Consider the following 16,737-nt stretch of genomic DNA (forward strand, 5'->3'; position numbering starts at 1 on the left):
ATCGTCGCACCTACCACTCAGTACGTGGTAGTCGCCCTGGGTTGCGGACGTTTTGTTCACGCGACGTTCCCTGCGGGATCGTGGTTTCGGAAAACTACTTCCACCATACGAGAAATGATCGGACGTGGAAAGAGGCCACCGGGGCAAAGAAAGAGGCCCACGTCACATCCGTGACGTGGGCCTCCCACGCTTGTGACACCGACCCGCCATGCTCGCCTCGCGGCAAGTGGTCGCTCGTAGCGACGAAGGTTGGGCCCGGGGGCTTGGATCGGGCCGGTGCCACACCAAGGCTAACAAACCCTCGCCCAGGGCCATTCCCCCTGCGCGGGATTGCTTCAAATCGGTCCCCGAGCGGGACCGCTCCCCCGCCCGTCAGTCCCTGAGCAGGTCCGGCACCCCGGCCGCGTCCGGCTCGTCCCGCTGGCCCGAGACCACCGTCAGCTGCTGGGTGGCCCGGGTCAGCGCCACGTACAGCACCCGCAGGCCGGCCGGGGACTCGTCGGCGATCTCCGCGGGGGAGACGACGACCGTCGCGTCGTACTCCAGCCCCTTGGCCTCCAGGCTGCCGAGGGCCACCACCCGGTCGCCCAGCCCGGCCAGCCAGCGCCGGGCCTCCTCGCGCCGGCCCATCGCCACCACCACGCCGACCGTGCCGTCCACCAGGCCCAGCAGCCGCTCGGCCTCCGCGCGCACCGTCCGCTCCAGGGAGTCCGCCACGACGGTGAAGCGCGGCCGCACCCCGGTCGACCGCACGGCGGTGGGTGACTCGGCGCCGGGCATGGCGAGCGCGAGCACCTTCGCGGCCAGCTCGGCGATCTCGGCCGGGTTGCGGTAGTTCACGGTGAGCTGGAAGCGGCGCCGGGGCCGGGTGCCCAGCGCCTCGTCGCGGGCCTCGGCCGCCTCGTCCGGGTCGGACCAGGAGGACTGCGCCGGGTCCCCGACGACCGTCCAGGTGGCCTGCCGGCCGCGGCGGCCGACCATGCGCCACTGCATCGGCGTCAGGTCCTGCGCCTCGTCCACGATGACGTGCGCGTACTCGGTGCGCTCCTGCGCCAGCCGCTCGGCCCGCTCGCGCTGGGTCTCCTCGCGCACCGGCATCAGCTCCTCCAGGCCGGTGAGCTGGTCCAGCGGATCGAGTTCGCGCTTCTTCCGGGGGCGGGCCGGGGCGCCGAGGATCGCCTGGAGCTCGTCGAGCAGGGCGATGTCGTGCACGGACAGGCCGTCCCGCCTGAGCGAGCGGGCGACCTTGCGGACCTCGCCGGGGTTGAGCACGCGGCGGGCCCAGCGGCCGAGCCGCTTCTCGTCGGCCATCGCGGCGAGCACGGCCTTCGGGGTCAGCTCGGGCCACCAGGCGTCGAGGAACGCCAGGAAGGAGTCCTCGCTCGTGACGTCCTCGTCGAAGGAGGAGCGCAGCTCGGCGGCCAGCTCCGGGTCGGTGTGCCGGCCGGCGGCGCCGGAGCGGGCCCACAGGGCGTCCAGCAGCAGCTTGCGGGCGCGCGGGCGGAGCAGGTTGACCGGGGCGGTGCCGGTGAGCGCGGTACGGCGGATACGTTCCAGCTCGTCGGCCTCCAGTTCGAGCCGGCGCCCGAAGGCCACGACGCGCAGCCTGGAGGGCGGACCGTCGCCGGGCCGGCCCTCGTCGTCCTCGGCGTCGGCCGGGGCTGCCGGGCCCAGCTCCAGGGCGCCCCGGGCGGCCTTGCGCAGCACCTTCAGCATCCGGGAGGAGCCCTTGGCGCGGGCCACGGACGGGGAGTCGTAGACGGTGGCCTCCGCGCCGTCGACCAGGGAGCCGATGGCGCGGATGGCGACCTGGCCCTCCTCGCCGAGCGAGGGCAGCACGCCCTCGGTGTAGGCGACCAGCAGCGGGGTCGGGGAGACGATCAGGATGCCGCCCGCGTAGCGTCTGCGGTCCTGGTAGAGCAGGTAGGCGGCGCGGTGCAGGGCGACGGCGGTCTTCCCGGTGCCCGGTCCGCCCTCCACGTAGGTGATGGAGGCGGCGGGGGCCCGGATGACCAGGTCCTGCTCGGCCTGGATGGAGGAGACGATGTCCCGCATCGTGTGGCCACGGGCCTGGCCGAGGGCGGCCATCAGGGCGCCGTCGCCGATGACGGGCAGCTCCCGGCCGTCCAGGTAGGCGGTCAGCTCCGGCCGCATCAGGTCGTCCTCGACGCCGAGCACCCGGCGCCCCTTGGAGCGGATGACCCGGCGCCGCACCACCCGTCCCGGTTCCACCGGCGTGGCCCGGTAGAAGGGCGCGGCGGCCGGCGCCCGCCAGTCGATGACCAGCGGGGAGTAGTCCTCGTCGAGGACGCCGATACGGCCGATGTGCAGCGTTTCGGCGATGTCGGCGGTGTTGTCCTCGCGCACGGCGCCCTCGGCGGGCTCGACGGCCGTGTAGGCGCCGTCGGGCCCCTTCTTGCCGTCCTTGCCGAGCAGCAGGTCGATCCGGCCGAACAGGAAGTCCTCGAACTCGTTGTTCAGCCGGTTGAGATGGACACCGGCCCGGAAGACCTGGGCGTCCCGTTCGGCGAGCGCGCCCGGGGTGCCGACCTGGCCGCGCTGGGCCGCGTCGTGCATCAGGAACTCGGCCTCGTGGATCTTCTCCTCGAGCCGCCGGTACACCCGGTCCAGGTGTTCCTGTTCGACGCTGATCTCCCGGTCACGGACGGAATCGTGTCCCTCGTGTACCGAGCCGACCGCGGACTGCTGAACCTGAGCGGCCACCTGGCCCCCTTCTGACGTGCTGGGCAGCCGTCAACCGTACGCGAAGGGGGCCGGTCAAAGCTACGGGGCGGTCACCCGGGGCGCGCCCGGGCTACGCGTCGACCTCCACCAGCTTCCTCCCCTCGAACGTCACCACCTCGAAGTGGTCGATCTCGTCGGGCCGGAAGGCCGCCGCCCCGCCGATGTAGAGCGGTTTCTTCGCGTTCTCGCTCTCCGCGTCCGGGAGGCCGTACCCCCGGTCGGGCACCGTCCACGACGACATGGTCACGCGCTGGCCGTTCTTGGCGACGAGCACCAGGGAGCACTTCAGCGGCCCCTTGACGTTCTTCAGCTCCAGCACCGCCTGGGTGCCCCAGTCCTTGCCGGTCAGGGCGACGGTCGCGCTGACGTGCGTCGAGGCGTCCGTGGCGGACTTCCGGTCGGACATGGTGCGGAACGCGGACTGGGCCGGCGGCGCGGCGACCTGCCCGCTGTCGTCCGAGCCGCCGCCGGCCGCGACCGCGGCCAGCGGGCCCGCGACGACCAGCGCCGCCGCGGCGGCGATCATGTAGAAACCGCGGCGGCGCTTGCGGGCGCGCTGCTCGGCGACCTCGTCCACCAGCTTCTCCACCAGCCGGGGGCCGGGCCGGGCGGCCAGCGACTCGCCGATCGCGGGCGTACCGCCGGAGCCCGGGAGGTCGGCCAGCGCGGCGAGCATCGGCTCCATCCCGGCCAGCTCGTCCAGTTGCCGGGCGCACCACTCGCAGCCGGCGAGGTGCGCCTCGAAAGCGGTTGCCTCGGCGTCGTCGAGGATCCCGAGGGCGTAGGCGCCCACGGTCTCGTGTTCGCTCGGCGGCGAGGATCCCTGGCTGGGGTTCATGGGCCCAGACATACCCGGACCACCCGGTCCGAATCCCCGCTCTCCCGCGTACCCGCTGCTCATCACGCCGTCACCCCCCGCTCCTCCAGTGCCAGCTTCATCGACCGCAGGGCGTAGAACACCCTGGACCGGACGGTTCCGCTGGGTATGCCCAGGGTCTGGGCCGCCTCATTGACGGTACGCCCCTTGAAGTACGTCTCGACGAGGACCTCCCGGTGGGCCGGGGTCAGGTCGTCGAGCGCGTCCGACAGCGTCATCAGCCACAGCGCCTTGTCGATCTCGTCCTCCGCGGGGATGACCTCCAGCGGCGACGGATCGACCTCCTGCGGCCGGGCCTGCCGGCTGCGGTGGCCGTCGATGACGATGCGGCGCGCGACCGTCACCAGCCAGGGGCGTACCGAACCGGTCGCCCGATTGAGCTGACCGGCGTTCTTCCAGGCACGGATGAGCGTTTCCTGCACGACGTCCTCGGCGCGCTGCCGGTCACCGGCGACCAGCCGCAGGACGTAGGCGAGCAGCGGACCGGCGTGCTCCCGGTACAGCGCGCGCACCAGCTCCTCGTCCGGCTCCGCGGACGGTGCGGGCACGCGGGGTTCCGCGGGGTGTGCGGACATGCGATGTCGGGCCCTCGTTCCACGGTCCTTGGCCACGGCCGCATCCTTGCGCACGCCCACCTCCGGTGTCCGGGGGTTCCCCCAGTCGGTCGCTCGCCCACCCGTACGCAGCGGGGCGGCGGGGTGTTCAAACCGGAGGCGCGGATTTCCCAACGGCGAGCCGCCGAACGGGACATGCCCGCACATTTCCACCTCGGGATCTTCACCCGGGCGACACGGCCGGGCGCGGTGGCCGTGCGTGTCCCGGCATCGGGTGGCCCTGTGCCGGGGACCGGCCCGGTGTTCGTGCGTCAGGCGCGGGCGGGCGCGGTCCGCCGCCGGTGGCGGGCGACCCGTTCCCGGTTGCCGCACACCTCGCTGGAGCACCAGCGCCGGCGCCGCCCCCGGGAGGTGTCGAGGTACACGAGGGGGCAGTCCTCCCCCGCGCACTGCCGCAGCGAGGCACGCGCGGCGGGATCGGTGAGCAGCTCCACGGCGTCCCGGGCGACGACGGCGAGCAGCCCGGCACACCCGGGCGGCCCCGCCAACTCCCGCACCAGGCACCCGTCGTCCCCGGGTACGGCGACGGGCGCGGGCGGCACGGCCCGGGCGGCGCCGTTGACCCGGGCGAGCGCACCCCCGTACCCGGCCGCCTCACCACGCAGCAGCGCGCGCACCAAGTGCCCGACATCGTCCCGCAGTTCCCGGAAGGCGACCGGCCAGGAGACGTCCGCGTGCCCGAGCGGCGTCCCGTCCGGCACCAGCCCGGCACCGGTGATCCACGCGCACAACGCGCCCACCCCGTCCAGGCGTTCGCCCGGATGCCGGGTGGCGAGCAGGTCCAGGCACACCCGTCCGGCATCGAACCGCAGCGGGTACGCGGGCGTGCCTCCACCGAGTGCCATGTGCCAGTCACCGCCTAGGCAGAAACCGCGCACAGGCGTACGCCCCCGCGCGCGGACGGCATACGGGACCATCGCGTCCCGCCTTCTCCACAGTGCCTGGCGGGGGGTGGGGCCGGAAGCCCTCGCGCGGGGAACGGGGCGCCCGCCACGGTCCAGGGCTCCGCACCCCCTGGTGGAACTCCGCGCCGGGCCCCGAAGGCGGTGTGGTGAGGCCGATCGCCCTACGCGTCCGCGTACTTGGTGTCCGCCGCCGGGTCGAGGGCCAGCCGGTAGCCCCGTTTCACCACCGTCTGGATCAGCTTCGGCGCGCCGAGGGCCGTGCGCAGGCGGGCCATCGCCGTTTCCACGGCGTGTTCGTCGCGGCCCGCGCCGGGCAGGGCCTTGAGCAGGTCCGCGCGGGGGACCACCCAGCCGGGGCGGCGGGCCAGGGCGCGCAGCAGGGACATGCCGGCCGGCGGGACCGGCTTGAGCGCGCCGTCGACCAGGACCGCGTGGCCACGGATCTCCACCCGGTGCCCGGCGACGGGCAACGCGCGGGCGCGGGCCGGGAGTTCCTGGCAGAGCAGCTGCACCAGGGGGCCGAGGCGGAAGCGTTCCGGCTGGACCGTGTCCACCCCGTGGGCCTGGAGGGGCAGCGCGGTGACCGGGCCGACGCAGGCGGGCAGGACGTCGTGGGCCAGCGCCGACAGCAGCTCGCCCAGCAGGCCGCGCTCCTCCGCGCGGGAGAGCAGGGAGGCGGCGGCGGGGGCGCTGGTGAAGGTGAGGGCGTCCAGGCCGCGGCCGACGGCCGTGTCCAGCAGGCGGTCCAGCGGGCCGGTGTCCTCCGGGGGCATCCAGCGGTACACGGGCACCGGGAGCACCTCCGCCCCGGCGGCCCGCAGCGCCTCCACGAAGCCGGGAAGGGGCTCGCCGTGCAGCTGTACGGCGACGCGGCTGCCGTCGACGCCCTCCTCCAGGAGCCGGTCGAGCACCTCGGCCAGGGACTCCGAGGACGGCGACCACTCCTCGGTGAGGCCCGCCGCCCGGATCGCGCCCTTGACCTTCGGGCCGCGGGCCAGCAGCCGTACCCCGCGCAGCCGGCCCACCAGCTGTTCGCCGAGTCCCCAGCCGTCCGCGGCCTCGACCCAGCCCCGGAAGCCGATGGCGGTCGTGGCCACGACGACGTCCGGTACCCGGTCGATGATCTCCTTCGTGGCGGCGAGCAGTTCGCTGTCGTCGGCGAGCGGCACGATCCGCAGCGCGGGGGCGTGCAGGACGGTGGCGCCGCGCCGCTGGAGCAGGGCGCCCAGTTCCTCGGCCCGGCGCGCGGCGGTGACGCCCACGGTGAACCCGGCGAGGGGTCCGTGCTCGGGTTGCTGCTCTTCGTCGTACATGGGCTCTCCTAGCTGACCGGCGCGCCGGACGAGCCTGTCAACACTGCGTGACAGGCTCGGTTCGGCTCGATGTCGCCGGTGTTACGTCACACCTCGGCATAGCTGAGCTGGGCCTTCTCCTCGGATGCGGACGCCTTGGCCGGAATCCTCCCGATCGGACGGCGAAGGTATACGGCCCAGGTGACCACGAAGCAGACAGCGTAGAAGCCGAGGAACGCGACGAAGGCGCCGGTCCCGGAACCGTAGGAGAGGAAGGACTGGCGGAAGGCCAGGTTGATGCCGACCCCGCCGAGCGCGCCGACCGCGCCGATCAGCCCCATGGCCGCGCCGGACAGCCGCCGGCCGTGGGCGACGGCCGCCTCGCCCTCGAGCCCCCGGGCCAGGGCCTTGGCCTGGAAGATGCCGGGGATCATCTTGTACGTCGATCCGTTGCCGAGGCCGCTGAGCACGAACAGCACGACGAAGACGGACACGAACAGCGGCAGCGACTTGCGCATGCCGGCCCCGATCAGTACGGCGGTGGCGGCGGCCATGCCCACGTAGTTCCACAGGGTGATGCGGGCGCCGCCGTAGCGGTCGGCGAGCCAGCCGCCGACCGGGCGGATCAGGGAGCCGAGCAGCGGGCCGATGAAGGTGAGGTAGGCCGCCTGGAGCGGGGTCCGGCCGAACTGGTTCGTCAGCACCTGGCCGAAGGCGAAGCTGTAGCCGATGAAGGAGCCGAAGGTGCCGACGTAGAGGAAGGCCATGATCCAGGTGTGGCCGTCGCGGGCCGCGTCCTTGGCCGCGCCGGTGTCGTTCTTCACCGAGGCCAGGTTGTCCATGAACAGCGCGGCGAGCACGGCGGCCACGACGATCAGCGGGATGTAGATGCCGAGCAGTACGCGCGGACCGCCGCTCGCGCCGATGATGGCGAGCGCGATGAGCTGGATGACGGGGACGCCGATGTTGCCGCCGCCCGCGTTGAGCCCGAGCGCCCACCCCTTCTTCCGCAGGGGGAAGAAGGCGTTGATGTTGGTCATGGAGGAGGCGAAGTTGCCACCGCCGATACCGGCCAGCAGGCCCACCAGGAGGAAGGTGGAGAAGGACGTGCCCGGCTTCATCACCGTGAACGCGGCGATGGTCGGGACGAGCAGCAGACTCGCCGAGATCACCGTCCAGTTCCGGCCGCCGAAGACGGCCACGGCGAAGGTGTACGGCACCCGGACGACCGCGCCGACCAGCGTCACCACCGAGGTCAGCAGGAACTTGTCGGCGGGGGTCAGCCCGTACTCGGGGCCCATGAACAGCACCAGCACGGACCACAGGGTCCACACCGAGAACCCGATGTGCTCCGACAGCATGGAGAACCACAGGTTCCGGCGGGCGATCCGCTCTCCGGTCGCGTTCCAGAACGCCTCGTCCTCCGGATCCCAGCGCTCGATCCAGCGGCCACGACGGGTTGGGGCTGGGGCTGTCATCACGCCTCCACGATGCTCCGGCTGCTCGGTCTGCCGACCACTGACTCGGTTGACTCGGTCCGAAGGTAGAAAGGACGCGTTTCCGCACTGTGGCAGCGGGTGACCGGAAGGGAACGTTGCTCTCACTCGGGCGGGGGGTGGCCGGTGAGGGGGCCAGACCTGTCCTTGCGGTTCCCGCCCACCTCGAACCACACGGGTCCGCCGCCGAACGGCTGCGCTCCGGCGGTGACGTATCCCTCGGCGCCTGTCCGGAGCGCCCGGCCTCCCTGTCCCTGGCCGTCGTGACCTGCTCCCCCGACCACGCCATCGGCAGCTGTCCCTGCCCGGCGTCGCGGAGATCGGGCCGACCCTCTGGATCTGCTCAAGTGGTTTGGAGGGGGCGGGCCGGGCGATTCACCATGATCCATGTGAAGGGACTCGTGGGATTCGGCAAGAAGCAGGACTGTGTGCTCGTCATCCGGGACTCGGACGTCGTGCTGGAGGCGTTGCGGGAGGTGCTGGACGGGGCCCCGGAGCGGGAGCGGGCCGGGCTGGAGCGGGCCCTCGCCGTGGTCGGGGGTGTCGCCGGGGCGGACGAGGGGCCGTTGCGGGCCGCGTGGGTACGCAAGCGGCTCGCCGGGGTCGGGTTCGCCGGGGACGTCGGCTCGGTCGCCGCGATCAAGGCGCTGCGCCAGGCCGAGCCGGACCTGAGCCTGCTCGCGGCCGTCCAGTTGCAGCGGGACGCGGTCGCCCATCCGGCGTGATGCCGGCCGCCTCCATGGTCTCCTCGTCCTCCGCCGGGAGCCACGCGTCGGCCGGGCGGCGCAGCCAGCCCTCCGACCGGGCGGTCCGCCGCGCCGCGTGTCTCAGGGCCGTCAGGCCGGGGTGGACCAGGCCCTTGCGCCAGACCAGGGAGACGGGGGACAGCGGGACGGGGGCCACGAGGGGCCGGCGGACCGCGCCGGGCATGGGCGGGAAGTCCACCACCGCCAGGACCGGGTTCCCGGTCTTCGCCATGACGCGGGCGAACTCCTCGTCGCCGACGGCCATCGGCAGCGGCGGCGCGAGCCGGATGCCCCGGCCCTCGAACAGGCGCAGGGCCAGGTCGGTCCACTCCCGGGTGCGCGGGTTGCCCGCGCCGGCGTACACCGTCTCCCCGGCGAGCGCGGACACCGGGACCTCGGGCAGGGATGCCAGCGGATGGTCCTCGGGCAGGACGACGGCCATCGGCTCGTACCGCACCGGCTGCTGCGCGAGGCCGGAGCGGAGCGCCGGGTCGAGTCCGGCGAAGCGGCCGAAGGAGACGTCCAGGCGGCCGGCCAGCAGATCGGCGGCGGCTCCGGTGAGCCCGCTCTCGTAGCGGGCCATCAGCTCGCAGTCGGGGGCGAGTTCGCGGGCCCGATACAGCACCCGGCGGCCGGTGGCCAGGCCCGGCGAGTTCAGGTCGACCAGCAGGGGGCGGGCCTGCCCGGCCGCGAACGCGGCGAGCAGGTCGTCCTGGGCGGCGAGCACCCGGCGCGCGTGCGGCAGCAGGCGCTCGCCGTCGGGGGTGAGGGTGACCTGCCGGGTGGTGCGGACGAACAGCTCCGCGCCCAACTCCCGCTCCAGGCGCCGTACATCGCGGCTGAGCGCCTGCTGGGCGACGTAGAGGCGGGCCGCGGCCCGGGTGAAGTGCAGGTCCTCCGCCACGGCGACGAAGGCGCGCAGCAGGCGCGGGTCCAGGGATGCGGGCACGGAGCGAATCTACAACGCGGGTGCGTCAATCGGCGTCGTACAGGTGTTGGACCCGGTGATCCGCCCCGGGCGACCGTGGGGGCATGCCTCAACCGACCTCCCGGGACCGCCCGGTACGGAAGAGAACGACCCGACTCTCCGCCTACCGGCGGCTGTTCGCGCTCCCCGGCGCCCGTGCCTTCACCGCCGGCAATCTCCTCGCCCGCCTTCCCATGGGCATGTTCAGCGTGAGCGCGGTCGTGATGATCGCCGGTTCCCGGGGCTCGTACGCCCTCGCCGGTGCGGTCACCGCGACCGGGCTCGCGGCGACCGCGGTGGCCGGGCCCTTCGTCGCCCGGCTGGTGGACCGGCACGGGCAGGCCCGGATCGCGCTGCCGGCCACGGTCGTCTCCGTGCTCGGCAGCCTCGCGCTGCTGCTGTGCGTCCACCACGACGCCCCCGACTGGACCCTCTTCGCCGCCTACGCCGCCACCGCGACCACCCCGAACACCGGCGGTCTCTCCCGCGCCCGCTGGGCCCATCTGCTGCGGGACGATCCCGGCGCGCTGCACACGGCGAACGCGTTCGAGCAGGCCGCGGACGAGCTGTGCTTCATGCTCGGGCCGGTCCTCGCCTCCTTCCTGACCGGGACGTTCTTCCCGGAGGCGGGCACGCTCACGGGGGCGGTGCTGCTGCTCGCCGGGATGCTGCTGTTCACCGCCCAGCGGGCGACCGAGCCGCCGCCGACGGCCCGGTCCCAGGCGCCGTCACCGCTGCGCAGTCCTGGCATCCCGGCACTGCTGGTCTGTTTCACCGCGACCGGAGCCGTGTTCGGTTCCATGGAGGTCGTCACGATCGCCTACGCCGACGCGCAGGGACATCGCGCGGCGGCGGGGGCGGTGCTCGCGCTCCAGGCGGCGGGCTCGTGCGCGGCCGGGCTGGCCTACGGGGCGTACGGGACGTCCGGTCCGGCCGGGCCCCGGCTCGTGCGGTGCCTGGCGGCGATGGCCGCCTTGATGACGCTGCCCTGGGCGGCGGCCGGCACCGGGTCGCTCGTGGTGCTCGCCGGCGCGCTGCTGGTCGCGGGCATGGCGACCGCGCCGACCATGGTCACGGCGATGGCGCTGGTGCAGCGGCGCACCCCGGCCGACCGGCTGAACGAGGGCATGAGCCTGATGGTGACCGGACTGCTCGCCGGGATCGCCTGCGGCTCGGCGACGGGCGGCTGGGCGGCCGAGCGCCTCTCCCCCGTCACCGCGTTCGCCGTACCGGCCGCGGCGGCCGTCCTGGCCCTGCTCGTCGGCGGGGCGGGCGGACGGGAGGGGGCATGGCGAAGGCCCCGCCACCAGGGGTGACGGGGCCTTGGCCCACATGGGGTCGGCCCCCTGAGGGGCCTCGTGGAGATGGCGGGAATCGAACCCGCGTCCAACGGTGCGGAATCAGGGCTTCTCCGTGTGCAGTCCGCTGCGATTTTCTCGGCCCCGGAGATCACGCGGACAAGTCTCCGACGGGCTCAGTCACTGTTTGATTTCCCTCTACACCCCGTGACCGGGTCTAGAGGTTTAGTTCCCTAGCTGATGCCAGGATCCGGGTCGGGAACAGCCCCGGGCTGACACTTCGCAAGTCGCTACTTAGGCAGCGAGGGCGAAGGAATCGCGCTTGGTGTTGGCGATTATTTTTTGCGACATATGGTTTACGAGATCATTGCCGCTTCCTCGACACGCTTCCCCTGCTTCGACAGCCGCTGTCGAAACCGATCATCCCCATGTTGATTTCTCAAGGTGCGCACCCACTGTGAGGTGCAGGTGCCATCGTACGGGAACAACGCGGGCCGATGCCAGCCTATTCCCGTCGGAGGGCCGGTCCCCGTGGGCCGGCCGGCTAGGCGCCGCGCTGCCGGCGCTTCGCCGCCGCGATCGCCCGGGCCGCCTCGCGCCGGTCCTGCTGCTCGCGCAGCGTCTGCCGCTTGTCGTACTCCTTCTTGCCCCGCGCGAGAGCGATCTCCGCCTTCGCCCGGCCGTCCTTGAAGTAGATGGCGAGGGGCACGATGGTGTGTCCCGTCTCCTGGGACTTCGACTCCAGCTTGTCGATCTCCGCGCGGTGCAGGAGCAGCTTGCGCTTGCGGCGCGCGGAGTGGTTGGTCCAGCTGCCCTGGTGATACTCGGGGATGTGGGCGTTGTGCAGCCACGCCTCGCCCCGGTCGATCTGGACGAAGCCGTCGGTCAGCGAGGTCCGGCCCTCGCGCAGCGACTTGACCTCCGTGCCCATGAGCACGAGCCCGGCCTCGAAGGTGTCGATGATCGCGTAGTCGTGCCGGGCCTTCTTGTTCTGGGCGACGATCTTGCGCTTGCCGCCCTTCTCGCCGTCCCTGGCCTTGGCGGCCCCGCCGCCCTGCTTGGGCTGGGACTCCTTGGGTACGTACATTCCCTTGCTCATAGTGCCGCCCATTTTCGCACCACACAGGGGTGGTGAGTACAGCCGTTTACGAGGGAGTGCGCGGCGTGGCTACGACGGGTCGCCCAGCCCGGTGAGCACCGTACGGGCCCGTGACAGGGCCTGCTCCGGGCCCGCCTCCAGGTCGGGGGTGATGCCCCGGCCGTCGACGGTGTGCCCGGACGGGGTGCGGTAGTGGCCGACGGTCAGCTCGGCCACCGAGCCGTCGGGCAGCTTCACCGGCATCTGGACGGAGCCCTTGCCGAAGGTGCGCGACCCGATCACCACCGCGCGCCCCCGGTCCTGGAGGGCGCCGGTGAGCAGTTCGGCCGCGCTCATGGTGCCGCCGTCGACGAGGACGACCAGGGGCCGGGCGGTGTCGCCGCCCGGGTCGGCGTGCAGGGCGCGCTGGGCGCCGTCGACGTCGTAGGTGGCGACCAGGCCGCCGTCCAGGAAGGCGGAGGCGGTGGCCACGGCCTCGGTGACCAGGCCGCCGGAGTTGCCGCGCAGGTCGAGGATGGTGCGGCCGTCGGCGGGGGCGGCGCGCAGGGCCGCGCGGACCGCGTCGGCGGAGCCCTTGGTGAACGCGGAGACCTTCACGGCGGTGACCGCGCCGGGCAGCCGGCGCACGGTCACGGGGTCGGTGGACAGCCTGGCCCGGCGCAGGGTCCTCGTCCACGCGCGCGTGCCCCGCTCCAGGCCGAGCGTGACCGTCGTACCGGCCGCGGCGCCCGCCGTGCCGTCGCCGCGCGCGTCGCCGCGCAGCAGGGCGATCACCTCGGTGACCGGCCGGCCGTCGGTGCGATGGCCGTCGACGCTGCGCAGCCGGTCGCCGGCCCGGATCCCGGCGTCGGCGGCGGGCGAGCCGGGCCGCACGCGGGTGACCTCGATCCGGCCGTCCGGTTCCTGCCGCGCCCACAGGCCGACGCCGGTGTAGCGGCCGTCGAGCGCGTCCTGGAACTCCTCGTACTCGCCCTCGGAGTACACCGCGGCCCAGCGGTCGCCGCTGCGGCTGACGGCCCGTTCGGCGGCCTCCGTCGGGGACTTGCCGGCGGCCATCGCCGCGGCGGCGGCCTCCCGCACGGCCTCGGGCCGGCCGGCCGGGTCCACCGGTGCGGCGACGGCTCTGCGCTGGGGGGCGCCGGGCCCCGGGAAGGCGCCGGTGGCGGCACCGGCCCCCAGCACCCCGGCGAAGACCAGTGTCAGGGCGGCGCCGCGGCGGACGCGGCGGGGACTACAGAGGGGATCGCGGCCTGACATGGCGGTGAGTCTAGGACAACGCGAAGGGCCGCACGGGCGGTTGCCCGTACGGCCCTTCTTGGTGTGCGTCACACCTTCAAGTACTTGCGCAGCGCGAAGAACGCCGCAAGAGACGGCATCAGCACGCTGGTCGCCAGGATCAGCGGCAGCTTGGTCAACACCGCGTCCCAGCCCACGAAGTTGATGAGGGTCAGCTTGTGGGAGAGGTCCATGCCGTGGTCGATGGTGAAGTACCGGCCGAGCACGAGGGCCACGCAGGCCAGGCCGCCGCCGATGAGTCCGGCGACCGCGGCCTCGGCGATGAACGGCGCCTGGATGTAGAAGCCCGAGGCGCCGACCAGGCGCATGATGCCGGTCTCGCGCCGGCGGCTGAACGCCGAGACGCGCACGGTGTTGACGATCAGCAGCAGGGCGACGATCAGCATCATCGCCATCACGCCGAGCGCGCCCCGGTTCATCAGGTTCAGCAGCTGGAAGAGGTTGTCCAGGATGCCCTTCTGGTCCTGCACCGACTGCACGCCGTCCCGCCCGTTGAACGCGCTCGCGATCACCTGGTACTTCTGCGGGTCCTTGAGCTTGATCCGGTACGACTCCTGCATCTGGTCCGGCGTCAGCGAGCCGGCCAGCGGGGAGTTGCCGAACTGCTCCTTGTAGTGCTTGTACGCCTCGTCCTGGGACTCGTAGGTCACCTTCTCGACGACCGGCATCTGCTTGAGGTCCGCGAGGATCTGCTTCCTCTGGTCCTCGGTGACCGCGCCCTTGGCGCAGTTCACGTCGTTCTCCGCGTCGTGCTTGTTGCACAGGAAGATCGAGACGTTGACCTTGTCGTACCAGTAGCCCTTCATGGTGCTGACCTGGTCGCTCATCAGCAGGGAGCCGCCGAACAGGGCCAGGGACAGGGCGACGGAGACGATGACGGCGAAGGTCATCGTCAGGTTGCGGCGGAGACCGACACCGATCTCCGACAGGACGAACTGGGCGCGCATGGCTACTTCTTCAGGCCTTTCGGGAACTGGGTGCGGTCAGTGCTGGTAGCCGTAGACGCCGCGGGCCTGGTCGCGGACGAGGCGGCCCTTCTCCAGCTCGATGACGCGCTTGCGCATCTGGTCCACGATGTTCTGGTCGTGCGTCGCCATGATGACGGTGGTGCCCGTCCGGTTGATCCGGTCGAGCAGCTTCATGATGCCGACGGAGGTCTGCGGGTCGAGGTTGCCGGTGGGCTCGTCGGCGATGAGCAGCTTGGGCCGGTTGACGAACGCGCGCGCGATGGCGACGCGCTGCTGTTCACCGCCGGACAGCTCGCCGGGCCTGCGGTCCTCCTTGCCGCCGAGCCCGACGAGGTCGAGCACCTGCGGCACGGACTTGCGGATCTCGCCGCGGGACTTGCCGATCACCTCCTGGGCGAAGGCCACGTTCTCCGCGACCGTCTTGTTCGGCAGCAGCCGGAAGTCCTGGAAGACGGTGCCCAGCTGGCGGCGCATCTGCGGCACCTTCCAGTTGGACAGGCGCGCGAGGTCCTTGCCGAGCACGTGCACCTGGCCGTGGCTGCACCGCTCCTCGCGGAGGATGAGCCGCAGGAAGGTGGACTTTCCGGAGCCGGAGGACCCCACGAGGAAGACGAACTCGCCCTTCTCCACCTCCAGGGAGACATCCCTGAGTGCGGGGCGGGTCTGCTTGGGGTAGACCTTGGAGACGTTGTCGAATCGGATCACGGATGCACCACGGGTCGCCGGGGGTAGATGAGCGTGACCATACGCGAACCGGGTGCGCAAGCGCAGGCGCAGGTTGAGGTTGGGCAAGACTTGTACGTTTTTGTACCTCCCGGTGTCCGTACCCCCCTCCTCCCCCCGCGTGCGGGCCCCGCGCACGCTCCGCGGGAACCTGGCACAGTGGAAGAAGGAAGACGAAGGACGACGGGAGCGCCGGGGAACGTTCCCGTTCCCGTGAGCGTTGTACATGTGATGGCCGGTGCAAGGAGGGCGAGCGCATGACGTACGACCGGTTGGTGTGCGCGAACTGCGCGGCGCCCGTGAGCGAGGGCCGGTGCCCGGTGTGCCGTGCCAACCGCGAGCGACTGCAGCAGGAGGGCTTCTTCGGGGGCCTGAACGGGTTGAACCCGATGGCGCTGATCGCGCTGCTGGCGGTGCTGATCGCCGCGGTGGCGCTGCTGGCGCACCAGACGGCGTGAGAACGCCGTAAGGGCCCGGAGCGCGAGGCTCCAGGCCCTTACTTGTGCGTGCCGCGTGCGGTGCGTGAGCGCGGTGTTACGCTCAGGCCGCGACGCCGCCCCGGCCGTTGACCAGGCGCGGCAGCATACGGAAGCCGATACCGCCGGCGATCATGGTCGCGGCGCCGACGAGCAGGAACGCGGTCTGACCGGCACCGGTCTCGGCGAGCTGCTTGTCACCGCCCTGGGCCACGGTGTCGGAGCCGGTGTCGGTCAGCGCCGAGGAGCCGGCGTCCTGCGGGACGGTGTTGTTGCCGCCGCCGTTGGGCGTGGTGTTGTTGCCGCCGGTGCCGGTGCCGCCGTCGGTGGAACCGCCGGTGGAGCCGGTGGAACCCGTGGAACCGGTGGAACCGGTGGAACCCGTGGAACCCGTGGAACCCGTGGAACCGGTGCCGCCGTCGGTGGACCCGCCGTCGGTCGAGCCGCCGTCGACGGAACCGCTGGTGCCGCTGTCGCCGCCGGAGCTGTTGCCGCCGTTGCCGCCGTTGCCGCCGGAGTTGCCGTTCCCGCCGTCGGTGCCGCTGTTGCCGCCGTTGCCGTTGCCACCCGAGTTGCCGTTGCCGCCCGAGTTGCCGTTGCCACCGGAGTTGCCGTTGCCGCTGTCGCCGCCGATGACACCGCCGATGGTCACGCCACCGCTGGTGGAGGCGTCACCACCGGTGGCCGCAGCGCCGCCCGTGGCCGCGTCGCCACCGGAGGCCGCAGCACCACCCGTGGCCGCGTCGCCGCCGGAGGCCGCAGCACCACCCGTGGCCGCGTCGCCACCGGAGGCCGCAGCACCACCCGAGGCCGCAGCGCCACCCGCAGCCGCGGCACCGCCCGTGCCGTCGGTACCGCCGTCGGTGCAGATGCCGACCGGGCAGTCGCCGCCGCCCCCGTCGGTGTTCCCGCCGTCGGCGCCGACACCGCTCACGCCGAGGCTGATCGGACCCGCCTGGACATCGAGGTCCAGGGCGGAAGCCGCGCCCGCCGCGGTCAGCGAGGCACCGGCCGCGATCACGGCGCCGGCGGCTATCCGCGCGACCCGGATCCGCGTCTTCTTCGTCATATGGTTGCTACCCCCAGTAGCTGTTCGTCAATGAGGCGGCGCATGGGCGGGCGTGCCGTGATCGACGGAGGCAGCTGGTGACGAAGAGTGCGTCAACTCGATCCCCCGGTTCACATGCGCCCCGCGAGTACGCATGCCGCCGCCCCACCCTTCCGATTTTTCAAAG

Annotated in this window: 15 protein-coding genes and 1 other RNA gene; 3 read left to right on the forward strand and 13 right to left on the reverse strand. The window is 72.6% G+C overall.

What is annotated here, in order from left to right:
• Positions 1-372: 372 nt before the first annotated feature.
• The 6 genes from HB370_RS16380 to HB370_RS16405 form a co-directional block, all read right to left on the reverse strand.
• On the reverse strand, positions 373-2,724 hold the full coding sequence (locus HB370_RS16380; protein WP_030782817.1) for a UvrD-helicase domain-containing protein: 2,352 nt from the start codon (positions 2,722-2,724) through the stop codon (positions 373-375).
• 91 nt (positions 2,725-2,815) lie between these two features.
• Complete coding sequence (locus tag HB370_RS16385) at positions 2,816-3,583, reverse strand: zf-HC2 domain-containing protein (RefSeq protein ID WP_030782820.1); 768 nt, start codon at positions 3,581-3,583, stop codon at positions 2,816-2,818.
• A gap of 62 nt (positions 3,584-3,645) precedes the next feature.
• On the reverse strand, positions 3,646-4,257 hold the full coding sequence (locus HB370_RS16390; RefSeq protein WP_030782823.1) for a sigma-70 family RNA polymerase sigma factor: 612 nt from the start codon (positions 4,255-4,257) through the stop codon (positions 3,646-3,648).
• A gap of 230 nt (positions 4,258-4,487) precedes the next feature.
• Complete coding sequence (locus tag HB370_RS16395; protein WP_030782825.1) at positions 4,488-5,081, reverse strand: ABATE domain-containing protein; 594 nt, start codon at positions 5,079-5,081, stop codon at positions 4,488-4,490.
• Positions 5,082-5,302: 221 nt separating this feature from the next.
• Positions 5,303-6,454: a uroporphyrinogen-III synthase gene (locus HB370_RS16400; protein WP_030782827.1), complete on the reverse strand. Its 1,152-nt coding sequence runs from the start codon at positions 6,452-6,454 to the stop codon at positions 5,303-5,305.
• Positions 6,455-6,540: 86 nt separating this feature from the next.
• Positions 6,541-7,911 (reverse strand): nitrate/nitrite transporter, encoded by a 1,371-nt coding sequence (locus tag HB370_RS16405; RefSeq protein ID WP_030782830.1) that lies wholly within the window; start codon positions 7,909-7,911, stop codon positions 6,541-6,543.
• 407 nt (positions 7,912-8,318) lie between these two features.
• Between HB370_RS16405 and HB370_RS16410 the strand changes: the two genes are divergently transcribed.
• Entirely contained in the window at positions 8,319-8,654 is a 336-nt protein-coding gene (locus HB370_RS16410) for a hypothetical protein (protein WP_037701659.1), read from the forward strand.
• Here HB370_RS16410 and HB370_RS16415 read toward each other — a convergent pair.
• A complete protein-coding gene (locus HB370_RS16415; protein WP_167345735.1) occupies positions 8,569-9,624 on the reverse strand; it encodes a LysR family transcriptional regulator in 1,056 nt (351 codons plus the stop codon). The two genes, HB370_RS16410 and HB370_RS16415, sit on opposite strands and share 86 nt — an antisense overlap.
• 83 nt (positions 9,625-9,707) lie before the next feature.
• Here HB370_RS16415 and HB370_RS16420 point away from each other — a divergent pair, with 83 nt between their 5' ends.
• On the forward strand, positions 9,708-10,958 hold the full coding sequence (locus tag HB370_RS16420; protein WP_208974404.1) for an MFS transporter: 1,251 nt from the start codon (positions 9,708-9,710) through the stop codon (positions 10,956-10,958).
• Positions 10,959-10,998: 40 nt separating this feature from the next.
• On the opposite strand, the gene ssrA is transcribed toward HB370_RS16420, so the two are convergent.
• The 5 genes from ssrA to ftsE all read right to left on the reverse strand — a co-directional run bounded on the left by ssrA (position 10,999) and on the right by ftsE (position 15,008).
• Positions 10,999-11,368: a transfer-messenger RNA gene (ssrA, locus tag HB370_RS16425) on the reverse strand.
• Positions 11,369-11,484: 116 nt separating this feature from the next.
• Positions 11,485-12,027: an SsrA-binding protein SmpB gene (gene smpB / locus HB370_RS16430; protein WP_030782854.1), complete on the reverse strand. Its 543-nt coding sequence runs from the start codon at positions 12,025-12,027 to the stop codon at positions 11,485-11,487.
• 81 nt (positions 12,028-12,108) lie between these two features.
• On the reverse strand, positions 12,109-13,296 hold the full coding sequence (locus HB370_RS16435; RefSeq protein ID WP_208974405.1) for a S41 family peptidase: 1,188 nt from the start codon (positions 13,294-13,296) through the stop codon (positions 12,109-12,111).
• A 68-nt stretch (positions 13,297-13,364) separates the two neighbouring features.
• Positions 13,365-14,282, reverse strand: coding sequence for a permease-like cell division protein FtsX (gene ftsX, locus HB370_RS16440; protein WP_030782857.1), 918 nt, complete (start codon positions 14,280-14,282; stop codon positions 13,365-13,367).
• Between the two features lie 36 nt (positions 14,283-14,318).
• Positions 14,319-15,008, reverse strand: coding sequence for a cell division ATP-binding protein FtsE (gene ftsE / locus HB370_RS16445; RefSeq protein ID WP_030610589.1), 690 nt, complete (start codon positions 15,006-15,008; stop codon positions 14,319-14,321).
• 275 nt (positions 15,009-15,283) lie between these two features.
• Between ftsE and HB370_RS16450 the strand changes: the two genes are divergently transcribed.
• Positions 15,284-15,484 (forward strand): hypothetical protein, encoded by a 201-nt coding sequence (locus tag HB370_RS16450; RefSeq protein ID WP_030782860.1) that lies wholly within the window; start codon positions 15,284-15,286, stop codon positions 15,482-15,484.
• Positions 15,485-15,566: 82 nt separating this feature from the next.
• On the opposite strand, the gene HB370_RS16455 is transcribed toward HB370_RS16450, so the two are convergent.
• On the reverse strand, positions 15,567-16,571 hold the full coding sequence (locus tag HB370_RS16455) for a hypothetical protein (protein ID WP_030782862.1): 1,005 nt from the start codon (positions 16,569-16,571) through the stop codon (positions 15,567-15,569).
• Positions 16,572-16,737: the final 166 nt, after the last annotated feature.

This window comes from Streptomyces sp. DSM 40868, assembly GCF_011820545.1.
Classification (GTDB): Bacteria; Actinomycetota; Actinomycetes; order Streptomycetales; family Streptomycetaceae; genus Streptomyces; species Streptomyces eurythermus.

What these genes read in the sequence shown, in the direction of transcription:
- HB370_RS16400 (WP_030782827.1), bottom strand. Translation starts at nt 6,454, where the DNA reads ATGTACGACGAAGAGCAGCAACCCGAGCACGGACCCCTCGCCGGGTTC.
- HB370_RS16405 (WP_030782830.1), bottom strand. Translation starts at nt 7,911, where the DNA reads ATGACAGCCCCAGCCCCAACCCGTCGTGGCCGCTGGATCGAGCGCTGG.
- HB370_RS16420 (WP_208974404.1), top strand. Translation starts at nt 9,708, where the DNA reads ATGCCTCAACCGACCTCCCGGGACCGCCCGGTACGGAAGAGAACGACC.
- HB370_RS16395 (WP_030782825.1), bottom strand. Translation starts at nt 5,081, where the DNA reads ATGGCACTCGGTGGAGGCACGCCCGCGTACCCGCTGCGGTTCGATGCC.
- smpB (WP_030782854.1), bottom strand. Translation starts at nt 12,027, where the DNA reads ATGTACGTACCCAAGGAGTCCCAGCCCAAGCAGGGCGGCGGGGCCGCC.
- HB370_RS16385 (WP_030782820.1), bottom strand. Translation starts at nt 3,583, where the DNA reads ATGAACCCCAGCCAGGGATCCTCGCCGCCGAGCGAACACGAGACCGTG.
- HB370_RS16450 (WP_030782860.1), top strand. Translation starts at nt 15,284, where the DNA reads ATGACGTACGACCGGTTGGTGTGCGCGAACTGCGCGGCGCCCGTGAGC.
- HB370_RS16455 (WP_030782862.1), bottom strand. Translation starts at nt 16,571, where the DNA reads ATGACGAAGAAGACGCGGATCCGGGTCGCGCGGATAGCCGCCGGCGCC.
- HB370_RS16435 (WP_208974405.1), bottom strand. Translation starts at nt 13,296, where the DNA reads ATGTCAGGCCGCGATCCCCTCTGTAGTCCCCGCCGCGTCCGCCGCGGC.
- ftsX (WP_030782857.1), bottom strand. Translation starts at nt 14,282, where the DNA reads ATGCGCGCCCAGTTCGTCCTGTCGGAGATCGGTGTCGGTCTCCGCCGC.